This window comes from Allobosea sp. P2_B12, assembly GCF_056404835.1.
In genome coordinates, this window is record NZ_JBFUDG010000014.1 from 95,290 (window position 1) to 109,474 (window position 14,185).

14 protein-coding genes are annotated in these 14,185 nt (G+C 67.3%); 11 read left to right on the forward strand and 3 right to left on the reverse strand.

Annotation, left to right across the window (positions count from 1 at the left end; all coding sequences use genetic code 11):
* The first annotated feature begins 189 nt into the window (after positions 1-189).
* Both AC1DYU_RS23710 and AC1DYU_RS23715 read left to right on the forward strand, forming a co-directional pair.
* A complete protein-coding gene (locus AC1DYU_RS23710) occupies positions 190-1,161 on the forward strand; it encodes an AEC family transporter (protein WP_476793781.1) in 972 nt (323 codons plus the stop codon).
* A 32-nt stretch (positions 1,162-1,193) separates the two neighbouring features.
* Entirely contained in the window at positions 1,194-2,309 is a 1,116-nt protein-coding gene (locus AC1DYU_RS23715) for a CaiB/BaiF CoA transferase family protein (protein ID WP_476793782.1), read from the forward strand.
* 24 nt (positions 2,310-2,333) lie between these two features.
* Here AC1DYU_RS23715 and rnd read toward each other — a convergent pair whose 3' ends face one another.
* Entirely contained in the window at positions 2,334-3,473 is a 1,140-nt protein-coding gene (gene rnd, locus AC1DYU_RS23720; protein ID WP_476793783.1) for a ribonuclease D, read from the reverse strand.
* A gap of 179 nt (positions 3,474-3,652) precedes the next feature.
* On the opposite strand from rnd, the gene aspS reads away from it, so the two are divergent.
* The 5 genes from aspS to AC1DYU_RS23745 are packed head-to-tail and all read left to right on the forward strand — an operon-like array spanning position 3,653 to position 8,112.
* A complete protein-coding gene (gene aspS / locus AC1DYU_RS23725) occupies positions 3,653-5,431 on the forward strand; it encodes an aspartate--tRNA ligase (protein WP_476793800.1) in 1,779 nt (592 codons plus the stop codon).
* Between the two features lie 7 nt (positions 5,432-5,438).
* Positions 5,439-5,810 (forward strand): hypothetical protein, encoded by a 372-nt coding sequence (locus AC1DYU_RS23730; protein ID WP_476793784.1) that lies wholly within the window; start codon positions 5,439-5,441, stop codon positions 5,808-5,810.
* A gap of 22 nt (positions 5,811-5,832) precedes the next feature.
* Positions 5,833-6,132, forward strand: a complete 300-nt coding sequence (locus tag AC1DYU_RS23735) for a hypothetical protein (protein WP_476793785.1) — start codon at positions 5,833-5,835, stop codon at positions 6,130-6,132.
* A gap of 43 nt (positions 6,133-6,175) precedes the next feature.
* The gene (locus AC1DYU_RS23740; protein ID WP_476793786.1) at positions 6,176-7,060 is read left to right on the forward strand and encodes a glycosyltransferase family 2 protein; all 885 of its coding nucleotides are present in this window, start codon (positions 6,176-6,178) and stop codon (positions 7,058-7,060) included.
* Complete coding sequence (locus AC1DYU_RS23745; protein WP_476793787.1) at positions 7,057-8,112, forward strand: acyltransferase family protein; 1,056 nt, start codon at positions 7,057-7,059, stop codon at positions 8,110-8,112. Before AC1DYU_RS23740 ends, AC1DYU_RS23745 begins: the two co-directional genes overlap by 4 nt.
* Here the strand turns inward: AC1DYU_RS23745 and AC1DYU_RS23750 are convergent.
* Both AC1DYU_RS23750 and AC1DYU_RS23755 read right to left on the reverse strand, forming a co-directional pair.
* Positions 8,084-8,695, reverse strand: a complete 612-nt coding sequence (locus AC1DYU_RS23750) for a CatB-related O-acetyltransferase (protein ID WP_476793801.1) — start codon at positions 8,693-8,695, stop codon at positions 8,084-8,086. The genes AC1DYU_RS23745 and AC1DYU_RS23750 overlap by 29 nt on opposite strands.
* A 104-nt stretch (positions 8,696-8,799) precedes the next feature.
* Positions 8,800-10,623 (reverse strand): hypothetical protein, encoded by a 1,824-nt coding sequence (locus tag AC1DYU_RS23755; protein WP_476793788.1) that lies wholly within the window; start codon positions 10,621-10,623, stop codon positions 8,800-8,802.
* A gap of 179 nt (positions 10,624-10,802) precedes the next feature.
* Here AC1DYU_RS23755 and AC1DYU_RS23760 point away from each other — a divergent pair, with 179 nt between their 5' ends.
* The 4 genes from AC1DYU_RS23760 (at position 10,803) to AC1DYU_RS23775 (ending at position 14,182) form a co-directional block, all read left to right on the forward strand.
* A complete protein-coding gene (locus AC1DYU_RS23760) occupies positions 10,803-11,318 on the forward strand; it encodes a DUF192 domain-containing protein (RefSeq protein WP_158486858.1) in 516 nt (171 codons plus the stop codon).
* Between the two features lie 140 nt (positions 11,319-11,458).
* Positions 11,459-12,133, forward strand: a complete 675-nt coding sequence (locus AC1DYU_RS23765) for an FCD domain-containing protein (protein ID WP_158486828.1) — start codon at positions 11,459-11,461, stop codon at positions 12,131-12,133.
* Between the two features lie 137 nt (positions 12,134-12,270).
* Positions 12,271-13,161 carry a fumarylacetoacetate hydrolase family protein gene (locus AC1DYU_RS23770; RefSeq protein ID WP_476793789.1) on the forward strand — a complete coding sequence of 297 codons (891 nt, stop codon included), beginning with the start codon at positions 12,271-12,273 and terminating at the stop codon, positions 13,159-13,161.
* A gap of 52 nt (positions 13,162-13,213) precedes the next feature.
* Positions 13,214-14,182 carry a tripartite tricarboxylate transporter substrate binding protein gene (locus AC1DYU_RS23775; RefSeq protein ID WP_158486830.1) on the forward strand — a complete coding sequence of 323 codons (969 nt, stop codon included), beginning with the start codon at positions 13,214-13,216 and terminating at the stop codon, positions 14,180-14,182.
* Positions 14,183-14,185 lie beyond the last annotated feature (3 nt).

Sequence of the window (14,185 nt, forward strand, 5' to 3'; positions counted from 1 at the left end):
CTAGGAAATTATGCCGATTTTTCGAAGATGCTTATTTTCCTAGGTATCCTGTCCTCGCTCATCGGCAGGGTGCTTGCGGCCACGGCGCCAATGCGGCTTGTAGATGTCCACCTACAAGCTAAACCGCGCTGATCGCTATCGTTTCCGGCCCCTGACAGGGGCGGCGCACGCGCAGGACCTTTCGCCCGCATGGCCGACCTTGCGAACATCGCCAATCTCGTCGCGCCCTTCTTCGGGCTGATCCTGCTCGGCTTCGTCATCGGGCGGCGCAGCCACCTGCCGGAATCGGGGCTGATCTGGCTGCAGTTCTTCCTGATATATGTCGCGCTGCCGCCGCTGTTCTACCGGCTGATCGCCGACAAGCCAGTGACCGAGCTCGCCAATGGCCGCTTCATCCTGGCGACCACGCTCTCGACCTTCCTGGCCTTCGCGCTGTCGCTGGCAGTGGGTATGCGGGCGACGCGCGGCGATTTACCCCAGGCGGTGATGCAGGGCGTGGCCGGCTCCTATTCGAATATCGGCTATATGGGGCCGCCGCTATTGCTGGCGGCGCTCGGCCCGGCGGCGAGCGCTCCGCTGGTGCTGGTCTTCGTCTTCGACAGCCTGCTGCTGTTCTCGCTGATCCCCTTCCTGATGGCGCTGGCCGGCGTCGAGAAGAAAAGCCCACTCGACACGGCGCGCCGTGTCGTCTGGCAGGTCGCGACGCATCCCTTCAACATCGCGACGCTGCTCGGCGTACTCGCGGCCGCGACCCATTTCGAGCTGCCGACCGCGCTCGACAAGATGACCCTCTGGCTTTCGCAGGCGGCGGCACCCTGCGCGCTGTTCCTGCTCGGCGTCACCGTGGCGCTGCGGCCGATGAAGCGGCTGCCGGTCGAGGTGCCGGTGCTGGTCGCGATCAAGCTCGTGCTGCACCCGCTGCTGGTCTGGGTGCTGCTGTCAGTAATCGGCAATTTTCCGGACATCTGGATATTCACCGCCGTGATCATGGCGGCGCTGCCGCCCGCGCTGAACATCTTCGTGATCTCGACCCAGTACAAGGTCGGCATCGAACGGGCCTCGGCCTGCATCCTCGTCGGCACCATCGTCTCGATGGTCACGCTGACGGGCTTCCTGTGGCTGGTGAAGACGGGCAGGATGGCGGCCGACCTCTTCCCCTGAGCCGGCGACACCGGCACCAAGCCGGGACGCCGATGCTGCCGCTGGACGACCTCACGGTCCTCGATTTCTCGACGCTGCTGCCGGGGCCGCTCGCCAGCCTGTTCCTGGCCGAGGCCGGCGCCCGCGTGATCCGGATCGAACGGCCGGGCGGCGAGGAGATGCGCCGCTTCCCGCCGCGCTTCGGCGAAACCTCTGCTCCTTACGCCGTGCTCAACCGTGGCAAGGCGAGCATCGAGATCGACCTGAAAGCGGAGCATGCGCTGGCGCGCCTGACGCCGCTGATCGCGGGCGCCGATATCCTGATCGAGCAGTTCAGGCCGGGCGTGATGGAACGGCTCGGCTTCGGCTTTGAGGCGCTCGCCCGCATCAATCCGCGCCTGATCTATTGCTCGATCAGCGGCTACGGCCAGTCCGGACCGCGTGCCGGCGAGGCCGGGCACGACATCAACTATCAGGCCATCGGCGGCCTGCTCGGCCAGTCGCTGAAGCGCGGCGATCCGCCGCCGCTGCCGCCACCGCTTGCCGCCGACATCGCCGGTGGCACCATGCCGGCCCTGCTCAACATCCTGCTGGCGCTGCGCCAGCGCGAGCGCAGCGGCGAAGGCTGCCATCTCGACATCGCCATGCTCGATGCGATGCCGACCTTCGCCTGGTACGGGCTGGCGCAGGGCCAGGCGTCGGGCACCTATCCGCAAGGCGGGGAGGGGCTGCTGACCGGGGCGAGCCCGCGTTATGGCCTCTACGCCACGGCCGATGGCTGGTTCCTCGCCGTCGGCGCGCTCGAACCCAAGTTCTGGGAGATATTCTGCGAGACGATCGCGCTGGAGCCTGTCCTGCGCGACGATCGCCCCGATCCGCAAGCGACCCGCGCCGCCGTCGCCGCGATCATCGCAGGCCAGCCGGCCGCGCATTGGCGCGAACAGCTCGAACCGCGCGATTGCTGCTGCACCGTGGTGCGGACGCTCGACGAGGCGCTGGCCGATCCGCATCTGACCGCGCGCGGCCTGTTCGACGCGCAGGCCGAGGAGCCCGGCGGCCGCCGCCTCGTCTCGACGCCGCTGCCCTTGGCTCCGGTGTTCCGCGACCGGCTGCCCGGCTTGCGACGCGTCGCGGCCAGCGGCGAGGATACGGAGGAATTGCTGGGGTAGGACCGTTACCGACCCAGCCTGCGCTCAGCCGACGACGACGCGACCGCGTTCGACACGCAGGCCCAGCGCACCGCTCTTGAGCGCCAGCGCCTTGTCGCCGAAAACCTCACGCCGCCAGCCCTGGAGCGCCGGCACATCCGCCTGGTCGTCCGAGGCGATCGCTTCGAGATCGTCGGAGGAGGCGATGATCTTGGGCGCGACGCGCTCGGCCTCGGCCACGGCCTTGAGCAGCACCTTGAGCAGGTCGAGCACAGCGCCGTTGCCGCCGCGGCCGCGCTCGCGCTCCAGCCGGGGCAGGCCCTTGGGGTCGAGCGCCAGGCCGCGCTCGATGGCGCCCAGCACTTCGCCTCCCGAGCGCGAGCGCTCGAAGCCGTTGGGCACCGAACGCAGTTCCGCCAGCGCCTCGACCGAACGCGGCGCGCGCTGGACGATGTCCATCAGCGCGTCGTCCTTGAGCACGCGCTGGCGCGGCACGTCGCGATGCTGCGCCTCGCGCTCGCGCCAGGCGCAGAGCTCGATCAGGACGGCGAGCTCCTTCGGCTTGCGGATGCGGCCCTTGAGCCGCTGCCAGGCATTCTCGGGCTTGACCTCATAGGTGCCCGGCGAGTTCAGCACCGCCATCTCCTCGGCGACCCAGCCCGCGCGGCCGGTCGATTCGAGATCGGCCTTCAGCGCTAGGTAGATATCGCGGAGATGGGTGACGTCGGCCTCGGCATAGACGAGCTGCGCCTCGTTGAGGGGACGGCGCGACCAGTCGGTGAAACGCGAGGACTTGTCGATGCGGGCCTTGGCGAGGTCGTTGGCGAGCTGCTCGTAGCCGACCGAGTCGCCATAGCCGCAGACCATGGCGGCGACCTGCGTGTCGAACAGCGGCGTCGGCAGCACCCGGCCGAGCATCCAGACGATTTCCAGATCCTGCCGCGCGGCATGGAAGACCTTGACCACCGCCTCATCGACCATCAGGGCGAAAAACGGCGCGAGATCGAGATCGGGCGCCAGCGGATCGACCAGCACGGCCTCGTCGGGCGAAGCAAGCTGGATCAGGCAGAGCTTGGGGTAGTAGGTCGTCTCCCGCAGGAACTCGGTATCGACCGTGACGAAGGGGTGCTGGCTGAGCCTTGCGCAGGCATCGGCGAGGTCGGCGGTGGTGCTGATCAGGTTCATGCTTCGGGCTTACCGGAGCAGGGGGCGGCCCGTCGAGTCCGCAGGCCGCATATTCATGCCTGAATCCTTGACAAGCCGCGCCCCTGCGTGTGCTTACGCGCTGAGCATCGGCCCGTCTTGAGCGCGCCCTTTGTGCGGGTGCAGACCCGCGCCCTTCTGAAGAGATCAGTTCCGTGACCCTGCATCGCTATCGTTCCCACACCTGCGGCGCCCTTCGCGAGAGCGACATCGGCAGCCAGGTCCGCCTCTCCGGCTGGTGCCACCGCATCCGCGACCATGGCGGCGTGCTGTTCATCGATTTGCGCGACCATTACGGCATGACCCAGGTCGTGATCGATCCGGATTCGCCGGCCTTCGCCGAGGCCGAGGTGCTGCGCTCCGAATGGGTCGTGCGCATCGAGGGCAAGGTCAAGCAGCGCTTCGCCGGCACCGAGAACGCCAACCTGCCGACCGGCGCCGTCGAGGTCTTCGCGACCGGCATCGAGGTGCTCGGCGCCTCGGGCGAACTGCCGCTGCCGGTCTTCGGCGATCTCGAATATCCCGAGGATACCAGGCTGAAATACCGCTTCCTCGATCTGCGCCGCGAGAAGCTGCACAACAACATCATGCTGCGGGCGAAGGTCATCGACTCCTTGCGCACCCGCATGAAGAATTCCGGCTTCAACGAGTTCCAGACCCCGATCCTGACGGCCTCCTCGCCGGAGGGCGCGCGCGATTTCCTCGTGCCGAGCCGGCTGCATCCAGGGAAGTTCTACGCGCTGCCGCAGGCGCCGCAGCAGTACAAGCAGCTCCTGATGATGGCGGGCTTCGACCGCTATTTCCAGATCGCGCCCTGTTTCCGCGACGAGGACCCGCGCGCCGATCGCTTGCCGGGCGAGTTCTATCAGCTCGACGTCGAGATGAGCTTCGTCGAGCAGGAGGACGTCTTCGCGACGATGGAGCCGGTGATCGGTGGCATCTTCGAGGAGTTCGGCAACGGCAAGTCGGTCACCAAAACCTGGCCGCGCATCCCCTATGCGGAGGCGATCGCGAAATACGGCTCCGACAAGCCGGATTTGCGCAACCCGCTGATCATGCAGGACGTCTCTGAACATTTCCGCGGCTCGGGCTTCAAGGTGTTCTCGCGCATTCTCGAAGATGAGAAGAACCGCGTCTGGGCGATCCCTGGTCCGAAGGCCGGCTCACGCGCCTTCTGCGACCGGATGAACTCCTGGGCACAGGGCGAGGGCCAGCCGGGGCTCGGCTACCTGATGATCAAGGAAGACGGCGAAGGGCAGGGGCCGATTGCCAACAACATCGGCCCCGAGCGCGTCGCCGCGATCGTCGCGCAGATGGGGCTTCAGCCCGGCGATGCCTGCTTCTTCGCCGCCGGCAACCCGGACAAGTTCTACAAGTTTGCCGGCGCGGCCCGTAACAAGGTCGGCTCCGAGCTCGGCCTGATCGACGAGAACGCCTTCGCGTTCGCCTGGATCGTCGATTTCCCGATGTTCGAGTACAATGAGGACGAGAAGAAGGTCGATTTCTCGCACAACCCCTTCTCGATGCCGCAGGGCGGCCTGAAGGCGCTGACCGAGGAAGACCCGCTCTCGCTCAAGGCGTTCCAGTACGACATCGCCTGCAACGGCTTCGAGCTCGCCTCGGGCGGCATCCGCAACCACAAGCCCGAAGCGATGGTGAAGGCCTTCGAGATCGCCGGCTATGGCGAGGAGACGGTGATCGAGCGCTTCGGCGGCATGTATCGCGCCTTCCAGTACGGCGCGCCGCCCCATGGCGGCATGGCGGCGGGTGTCGATCGCATTGTCATGCTGCTCGCCGGGGCGACGAACCTGCGCGAGGTCGCGCTCTTCCCGATGAACCAGCAGGCGGTCGATCTCCTGATGGGCGCACCGGCCGAAGCCTCGCCGAAGCAGCTCCGCGAAGCGCATCTGCGCATCAACGCCCCCGAGAAGAACGGCTGATCCCACGATGACCGCCCTGTCCGTCGCGCGGCCGTTCGCGCTCGCCTGCCTTGTCGCGCTGCCGCTGGGCGCCTGCGTCTCCGGCCCGGCCAATCCGAGCGCCAGCCGTGCCTCCGAGCTTGCCAGCCTGGTCTCGCGCTCGGTCGCCTGCCGCGCCGGAGCCCCGCGCGCCAGCACGCTGGAACGCTTCATTGCATTCGAGAAGGCGCAGGGCGCGACCCCGGAGCAGCTCGCCAGCGCACGCTCGACCTATGTCACGGTCTCCGAGGCCGAGACGATCAATCAGGGCATCGCGCCGAAAGGCTGCGAGCCCGAGGAGCGCGCCGCCGTCAAGGAGAAGATGACGCGGGTGCGCGCCGGCGACTTCGGCGCGTTCTGATCGTCAAGCGGCTGCTCTTCCGATGCCTGTCCCGAAACGCTACCTCGCCATGCCGCTCCTGCTAGGCCTTGCCGCCTGCACGACGGCCGGCCCCATGCCGGGCACGCCGGAATTCTCGGCGGCCCAGGTCTCGCGCGCCTATGATTGCGGCGTGAGGGTCGATCGCGGACGGGTGATCGCCGGGCTGCCGCGCGACGAGCGCCAGCGCTTCATGGCGGCCAATGCCAGCTTCGCCGTGAAATCTTACAAGGCGCCGCGCTCCTGCGATGCCCATGAGCGCGCAAGCGTCCAGCGGGACCTGGCCGCGCTGGCGCGGCGCTGAATTTCGCTTGCCTCGCGGGCATCATCGCGGCCACAAGGCGCCGATGCCCGCCGAAAGCTCCATCACCGCCATCGTCGTCGCCTATGACAGCGCCGAGGTCCTGCCGGCCTGCCTTGCGGCGCTGGCAGCCGAGGGCGTGCCCGCCATCGTCGTCGACAATGCCAGCGGTGACGGCAGCGGCGAGACGGCCCGGACCCATGGCGCCAGCGTCATCGTCAATACGCGCAACGAAGGCTATGGCCGCGCCAACAACCAGGGCGCCGCCGCCGCCGCCACGCCCTACGTCCTGATCGTCAACCCGGATGTCGAGATCAGGCCGGGCGCCATTGCCGCGCTGCTGGCCGCAGCCGAGCTTTATCCCGATGCCGGCATGCTGGCGCCCCGCATCGTCGAACCCTCGGGGCGCGTCTTCCTGCAGCCGCGCTCGCTGCTCTCGCCTGAGCATCTCAACCGCTCCGGGGCGATGCCGATCCCCGAGGGCGATGCCTGCCTGCCGTTCCTGTCGGGCGCCTGCCTGCTGATCCGCCGCGAGCTGTTTTCGTCGCTCGGCGGTTTCGATCCCGCGATCTTCCTGTTCTACGAGGATGACGACCTCTGCCGGCGCATGCGCGATGCCGGCCATGCGCTCGTCCATGTGCATGAGGCGGAAGCCGGGCACGGCCGCGGCCGCTCGACCGCGCCCGCGCCGGGGCGACGCTTCAAGGCGCGCTGGCACCTCGCCTGGTCGGAAGGCTATGTCGCCGGCAAATACGGCCTGCCGCGTCCGGCTTTCCTTAAGATCCTTGAAAACCTTGCCAAGGCAGCCGGTTACGGGCTGCTGCTCAAGCGCGAAAAGATGTTCGCCCATGCCGGTTCCGCTGCCGGCGCGCTGGCTTGGCGCCAAGGGCGGAACGCGCTCGCTCGCGAAGGGCTGGAGCCATCTCCGTGAGTGGCCTGCGCGCGATCAGCGTCGCGGCCGCCATGGCCGGCCGCCACAACAATTTCGGCCTGCTGCGCTTGGCTCTGGCGCTGGCCGTCGTGGTCTCGCACGCCTTCAGCGTCACGACAGGCCGCGTCGAGGACGAGCCCTGGTTCCAGAGCACCGGCTTCACGCTGGGCGAGCATGCCGTCAACGGCTTCTTCGCGATCTCCGGCTTCCTCGTGACGATGAGCTATGACCGGCGCGGCTGGCGCGACTATGTGCTCGCCCGCACCTTGCGGATCGCGCCTGGGCTGATCGCGGCGGCGCTCGTCGTCGCGCTCCTGCTCGGCTCGGCGATGACGCGGCTTGATCTGCGCGCCTATCTCGCCGACCCGCAGCTTTGGCGCTTCGTCACCAGCACGCTCACCACCTTCAAGAGCGCGACCTTCCTGCCCGGCGTCTTCGAGGACAATCCGCTGCGCTCGCCAATGGGTACGGTCTGGACGCTGAAATACGAGACGCTGTGCTATCTCGGCGTGCTGGCTGCGGGACTGGCCGGCCTGCTCGGGCGGCCGCGTCTGGCCCTGACAATTGGCGGGATTCTGCTTCTGGCCACGATCCTGCGCGAGTTCGTGACGCCCGACGGCTCCAAGGGCATCGAGACCGCGCTGCGCCTGCCGCTGATCTTCCTGGCGGGCGGGCTGATCTACCTGTTGCGCGACCGTGTGAAGCTCTCGCTGCCCGCCCTCGCAGTTGCGCTCGTCGTGGTCGCGCTACTCTCGCCGACGCCGCTCTACAAGGCCGCGCTCTATCTGGTCACGGCCTGGGGCGTGATCGTACTGGCGCTCGCGCCTGCCCTGACGCGTCGGCGCAGCGAGCCGCCGGCCGATCTCTCCTATGGCGTCTATCTCTATGGCTGGCCGGTGCAGCAGGCGGCCCATGCGCTCGTCCCCGCGATGGGCGCCTTCGCGTTGTTCTGGCCGGCGCTGCTGGTGACGCTGATCGTGGCGACGCTGTCCTGGTACCTCGTCGAGAAACCGGCGCTCGCGCTCAAGCGCCGGCTGCTGCGCGGGTCCTGACAGCGGCGACCAACTCGTCGACCCGCTCGGACATCAGCAGCGGCAGCAGCGTCGTCACCGTCTCGGCCGGAAGCTCCCACCAGCGCGTGGCGAGCAGCGCCGCGATCCTGTCCTCGTCGAACCGCAGCCGCAGCACCTTTGCCGGATTGCCGGCGACGATGGCGTAGGGCGGCACGTCCCGCGTCACGATCGCACGCGCCGCGACCACGGCGCCGGTGCCGATCGTGACGCCCGACAGCACCATGCATTGCGAGCCGAGCCAGACATCATGGCCGATCGCGACATCGCCGCGTGTCGAGTGGCTGCCATCGATGCCGGCAGCCGCAGGCCAGAGATCGCCCAGCGCGGGGAAGGGATAGGTCGTCGCCCAGTCGGTGCGATGGTTGCCGCCGAGCAGGATCTCGACGCCGTCAGCGATCGAGCCATAGCGGCCGATCGTCAGCTTCGCGCCGCTTTCGGGGAAGCGTATCTTCGGCCGGCCATAGGTAAAGGCGCCCACCGCGATCTGCTGCGGCCGCCTTGCGATCAGCTTCGCCAGATGCAACCGCGTCTGGTTGAAGGGGTTGAAGCGCTTCCGCAGCAGGCCGTTCGCCACCGGCGCCAGCCCCGCCCACCAGGTGACCAGCGGCCCCGGCCGCCAGTTCGCGTCCTCCGGCGGGAGAGCGCCCGCCGGATCAGTCGGTCCGCTCACTGAGCATTGGCCTTGAGATCGATCTTGTCGAGGATCTCGGTCGGGTCGGTGATGGCGATGACGTCGGCGAGGCCGAGCCCGCTTGCCGATTTCGCGCTGGCCTCGACGGTCAGCGTGCCGGGCTTGGCGGCAAAGCGCGCCACCGCCGCCGTCAGCGTCTTGGCGGCGTCGGAGGGGCCGAGGATCGAGGCGAGGCCGAGGCTCGCGATCATCGCGAATTGCTGGCGCATCTCCTCGGGCTTGCGGTTGGCCTTGCGGGCCTCGTTGGCGATCAGCTTCTCGAACAGGCCGAAATTCTCCAGCTTGGCGTTCAGGCCGCGCGCGGTTGCCCCCAACGCCGCCACCTGCGCGAGCGCGATGTCGCTGGCGAACAGGTCCTTGGTGACGTTGCCGAGCGTGGCCGAGGCCTCGAACCGAACGAGGCCGGCGCTGCCGAAGGAGAGTTGGCGGATGGCGAGTTCGTTGCGCGCCGCCTCCCAGGCGAGATCGAGCTTCGCCGAGAGATCGAGCGAGCGGATGCCCATCGCGATCATGTCGCGGGCGGCCGGGTTGCCGGTTCCTTCGGTAATCGGCGTGACGAGCTTGTCGATGGTCAGGGCAAGGCTGGTCGGGATACCGTTCAGCTGCTCGCCCGCCTTCAATTCGAAGGTGCCCAGCGCGATCTTGATCGGCTCCTTGCCTGGAATCATCGGGGGCGCATCGACCGAGAAGCCGGCCATCCGGATTGTCCCGATGGTGGGGATGTAGCGGCGCCAGTCGATCGTGTCGGCGTCGCCGGCCGGCTTGGCCAAGTCCTCCTGCAGCGCCTTGATCACCGGACCGAAGGCGAAGCCCGAATAGCTGATCGAATCGATCAGCCCCTTGGCACCGCTGCCTGAGAATTGCAGGCCCTCGATGGCGAAGCCGGATTTCGCCGGCGTATCCTCGCCATAGGCGATGCGCGCGATCTTGACCTCGACGGCATCGGCCTTGGCCGCGGGCTTGCCTGCAGGCTTCGGATTGACGACGTTCATCGTCATGTCGCGGATTTCGCCGCTGCCATATTCGATCCGGTCGTAGAGCGCGAGCAGCGACTGGCCCAGACGCTTCTCGCTCTCGCTCCTGGTCGGGTCGGCCTTGTCGCCTTGGGCGTTGACCTCCTCGGACATCGCCATAACGCGGTTGAAGATCTCGCCCAGCGGCTCCTCGCCGACGCGGGCGGCGAAATCGCGCCCGATCATCTTGCCCAGGCTGATCTTGCCCGCCGGCCCCATATCGACCGTGTAACCGTCCTGCTCGAAGCGCCGGAACAGCGGCCGGGTCGGCTCGTTCGTGCCCGGCTGGGCGCGTTCGGTCATGACGCGCGCGGTCTGGCGCAGGTCGAAGCCCTCGAATCCGAGCCGCTTCAGCGTGCCCGTCATCTTGCCGGCGGCAGGGCTTTCGCCGGATAGCGTGCCGCCGCTCGATTCGCCGCGCGCGACCTTGCCGTCGCGAAGCTCCGCGAAGCGGACGTCGCGATAGATCGTGACCTGCTTCTGCTTGCCCTGGCTGTGCTCGAAGACGAGTTCGGGGGCGGTGACCTCCGTCGCATTCAGCCGGTCGATGCGGGCGACCGCGCTCTCGCCCGTCTTGCTGTTGAGCAGCGAGGCGAAGGCCTCGCGCTCTAGCGTCGAGCCCTTGACCAGGAGCTTGGGCGCCGTGATCACCATCACGCCGAAATCGAGCCGGACATTGTCGAGCTGGAAGTCGGCCGCAGAGGCGGGCCTGCCCAGCACGAGGACGGCGAGGACAAAGGCGGCACTTACGCTGCGGGGCAGGCGGTAGGGGCGCGGAGCGGTCATGACGGTCTCCTGTTCTGTGGCGGCGACCCTGCCGCAAGCCGGCCGTGAAGGAAAGACGGCAGCGCGGGTCATGATGATGAAAAGCTTGACCGATACGCCGCCCTGGCTGGTATCTGCCGCAGATTAGCCATGCCCGCCATCATAGGTTCGAAGGAGGCAACGCCGTGGAGCTGAAACCGATGCAGGCCAACACCTGTTCTCTCGTCGCCTGCGTCGCGGCAGCCGGCATCGCGCTCGCAGCGGTCGTCGTGGCGCCGTTGCCCGCGGTCTCGCAGCCGCTTCGGCTGGCCCAGGCCGCGCCAGCGGGGCAGGCGGCCTCGCTGGAAACGCTCTTGATCGTCAGCGGCGAGAAGCGCCACGCCTTCCAGGTCGAGGTGATGCGGACCGGCGAGCAGCGGGCGAAGGGCCTGATGCATCGCCGCTACATGCCGGCCGATCGCGGCATGCTGTTCGATTTCGCCCGCGTCGAGCCGGTGGCGATGTGGATGGAGAACACCTTCATCCCGCTCGACATGCTGTTCATCCGGGCCGACGGCACGATCGCGCGCATTGCCGAGAACACCGAGCCGCTGTCGCAGCGCACGATTCCCTCCGGCGAGCCGGTGCTGTCCGTGCTGGAGATCAATGGCGGCGTCAGCAAGACGCTCGGCATCAAGCCGGGCGACAGGGTCGAGCACACGCTGTTCAAGCGCTGAGACCGCCTTCCACGCTTGGGAGTGTCGCTCAAATCGCGACCCGCTTCATCTGCGGCAGCGGATAGCGCGTTGCATTGGTCACCAAATTGGTACACCAATCGCAAGAACAGCAACATCATCGAGCCATCAAGACGCGCATCATGAGCACGACGACACGACATGACCTGCGGGTGCGCGACTTCATCACCGATGGAATCCGGTCGGGCGCCTATCGTGCCAACGGCAAGCTGCCGACCGAGCGGGCGCTGTCGGAACAGCTCGGCGTGCCACGCTCGGCGGTCCGCGATGCGCTCGCCGTCCTCGAAAGTGGCGGCACCGTCACCCGCATCATCGGCAGCGGCACCTATGTCCGCGAGCCGGAGGCCATGCCGGTCCAACCCGAGCCGGTGCCGCAGGCCGCTAGCCCGGCCGAGATCATGGAGGCGCGGCTTCTGGTCGAGCCGCAGCTCGCCCAGCTTGCCGCGATCAATGCCGACCATGCCGATTTCGCGCTGTTCGACGAATGTATCCGCCAGGGCGATGCCGCCGACGGCTTCGAGGCGTTCGAGCACTGGGACGCAGCCCTGCACCAGGCCATCGCCAAATCGACGCATAACCGGCTCGTCATCGAGCTCTACGCGATGATCACTCGGGCCCGCGACCTGACCGCCTGGGGCGAGCTGAAGCGTCGCAGCCTGAGCGCCGAGCGGCGCGAGCATTATCGCCGCGAGCATCATGCGATCGTGGCCGCGCTGCAGGCGCGCGACGCCATCGCGGCTGAAAAGGCGCTGCTGGGGCATCTCGAGCGGGTTCGGAGCAATCTGCTCGGACGGTGAGCAGAGGCGGGAATCGATATTGGTTGACCAATATCCGAAAAATGACCTGAAACGAGCAGATTGGTTGACAGCTTTGAGCGCCGTGATCTAGTCCTTGCGAATTGCGCCGTTCAGCCGCTTTCTTTCGGGACCCAGACATGAAACTCGCCATCTTCAGCCAAGGCACCGACAAGTCCGCCGGAACCAAGCGCCTTGGCGTCATTCTGGGCGATATGATCGCTGATCTGTCTGGTGTCGAGGGCGCTCCGTCGACCATGGCCGAGTGCTGCGCGCTGGGCGAGGGCGCTGTCGATCGGTTGACCAATCTGGCCCAAGCGGCGCCGAAGTCGCCGCTTGCCGGCGTCACCCTGCATGCGCCGTTTCCGCGCCCGGCACGCAACGTCTTCTGCGTCGGCAAGAACTATCACGAGCACGCCAAGGAATTCGCCAATAGCGGCTTCGACGGCAGCGCCAAGGAGATCGTTCCCGAGGCGCCAGTGATCTTCACCAAGCCGCCTTCGGCCGTCATCGGTCCCGGCGAAACCATTCCCGGCTATCTCGATCCGACCCAGTCCGTCGATTACGAGGGCGAGCTGACGGTGGTGATCGGCAAGGGCGGGCGCGGCATCTCGAAGAACGACGCGCTGGCGCATGTCTTCGGCTACACCATCATCAACGACGTGACCTCGCGCCAGCTCCAGCACAAGCACCGGCAATGGGTGATCGGCAAGGGCATCGACGGCTTCTGCCCGATGGGCCCGGCCGTGCTGACGGCCGACGAGGCGCCCGATCCGCGCACGCTGCATCTGCGCACCTGGGTCAATGGCGAACTGCGCCAGGACGTGACGCTCGCCGATCTGATCTTCGACATCCCGACCCTGATCAGCACGATCTCGGCCTATATCACGCTCGAGCCGGGCGACCTGATCGCGACCGGCACGCCGGTCGGAGTCGGCCTTGGCTTCAAGCCGCCGAAATTCCTCAACAAGGGCGATGTCGTGCGCATCGAGGTCGGCGGAATCGGCGTGCTCGAAAACCCGGTCGGCTGACACTCCAAATCAAAAGAACTCTGCAAAAGCAGTCCATTACGAGGAGGAAACGATGCGTTCGATCAAGGTGCTGTGTCTGGCGCTTGCGGCATCAGCGGCGCTCGTCGCCCCGGCCGCGGCCCAGTCCTATCCCAGCCATGGCGTCCGGGTGATCGTGCCCTTCGGCGCCGGCGGCCCGGCCGATATCTATGCCCGCGCCGTCGGCCAGTACCTCCAGGAGGCGCTGAAGCAGCCCTTCACCATCGAGAACAAGCCCGGCGCCGGCGCCGTGATCGGCACCACGGAGGCCGCGCGTGCGGCGCCTGATGGCTACACGCTGCTGATGATGTCGAACACGCACACGGCCAACGAGACGCTGATCCCGAACAAGGCCTACAACCTGACGCGCGACCTCGTGCCGATCGCGCCGATCAACGCCGCCGACCTCGTCATCGTGGTCAACCCGGCGGTCGAGGCCAAGACGCTGCAGGAGTTCATCGCGCTGGCGAAGGCCAAGCCGAAGCAGCTCAATTATGCCTCGTCGGGGGTCGGCACGCCCTATCATCTCGCCGGCGAGAGCTTCAAGGCGCTGAGCGGCACCGACATCGTGCATGTGCCCCATCGCGGCAGCGGCGAGGCCCGCACCAACGTCATCGGCGGCCATGTCCAGATGATGATCGATTCCGTCACCACCATGGCGCCCAGCATCGCTGCCGGCCAGGTGCGCGCGCTCGCCACGACCGGGGCCAGCCGCTCGGCGCTGCTGCCCGATGTCCCGACGGTCGCCGAGACCGGGTTGAAGGACTACGAGGCGACGATCTGGCTCGGCTTCATGGCCCCTGCCGGCACGCCGCAGCCAGTCATCGACCTGCTCAATGCCGAGATGCGCAAGATGCAGGCCCGTCCCGAGGTCAAGGCGGAATCGGCCAAGCAGGGCGTGGTGGGCATGGATATGAGCCCGGCGCAGTTCGGCGACTTCATCAAGGCCGACGTGGCGAAATGGGCCAGGATCATCGAAACGGCCAATATCAAGGTCAACTGACGC

Excerpts from the sequence above, each read along its gene's own strand:
- AC1DYU_RS23755 (WP_476793788.1), bottom strand. The coding sequence starts at position 10,623 with ATGACCGCTCCGCGCCCCTACCGCCTGCCCCGCAGCGTAAGTGCCGCC.
- AC1DYU_RS23775 (WP_158486830.1), top strand. The coding sequence starts at position 13,214 with ATGCGTTCGATCAAGGTGCTGTGTCTGGCGCTTGCGGCATCAGCGGCG.
- AC1DYU_RS23715 (WP_476793782.1), top strand. The coding sequence starts at position 1,194 with ATGCTGCCGCTGGACGACCTCACGGTCCTCGATTTCTCGACGCTGCTG.
- AC1DYU_RS23770 (WP_476793789.1), top strand. The coding sequence starts at position 12,271 with ATGAAACTCGCCATCTTCAGCCAAGGCACCGACAAGTCCGCCGGAACC.
- AC1DYU_RS23710 (WP_476793781.1), top strand. The coding sequence starts at position 190 with ATGGCCGACCTTGCGAACATCGCCAATCTCGTCGCGCCCTTCTTCGGG.
- rnd (WP_476793783.1), bottom strand. The coding sequence starts at position 3,473 with ATGAACCTGATCAGCACCACCGCCGACCTCGCCGATGCCTGCGCAAGG.
- AC1DYU_RS23735 (WP_476793785.1), top strand. The coding sequence starts at position 5,833 with ATGCCTGTCCCGAAACGCTACCTCGCCATGCCGCTCCTGCTAGGCCTT.
- AC1DYU_RS23765 (WP_158486828.1), top strand. The coding sequence starts at position 11,459 with ATGAGCACGACGACACGACATGACCTGCGGGTGCGCGACTTCATCACC.
- AC1DYU_RS23760 (WP_158486858.1), top strand. The coding sequence starts at position 10,803 with ATGCAGGCCAACACCTGTTCTCTCGTCGCCTGCGTCGCGGCAGCCGGC.
- AC1DYU_RS23730 (WP_476793784.1), top strand. The coding sequence starts at position 5,439 with ATGACCGCCCTGTCCGTCGCGCGGCCGTTCGCGCTCGCCTGCCTTGTC.
- AC1DYU_RS23740 (WP_476793786.1), top strand. The coding sequence starts at position 6,176 with ATGCCCGCCGAAAGCTCCATCACCGCCATCGTCGTCGCCTATGACAGC.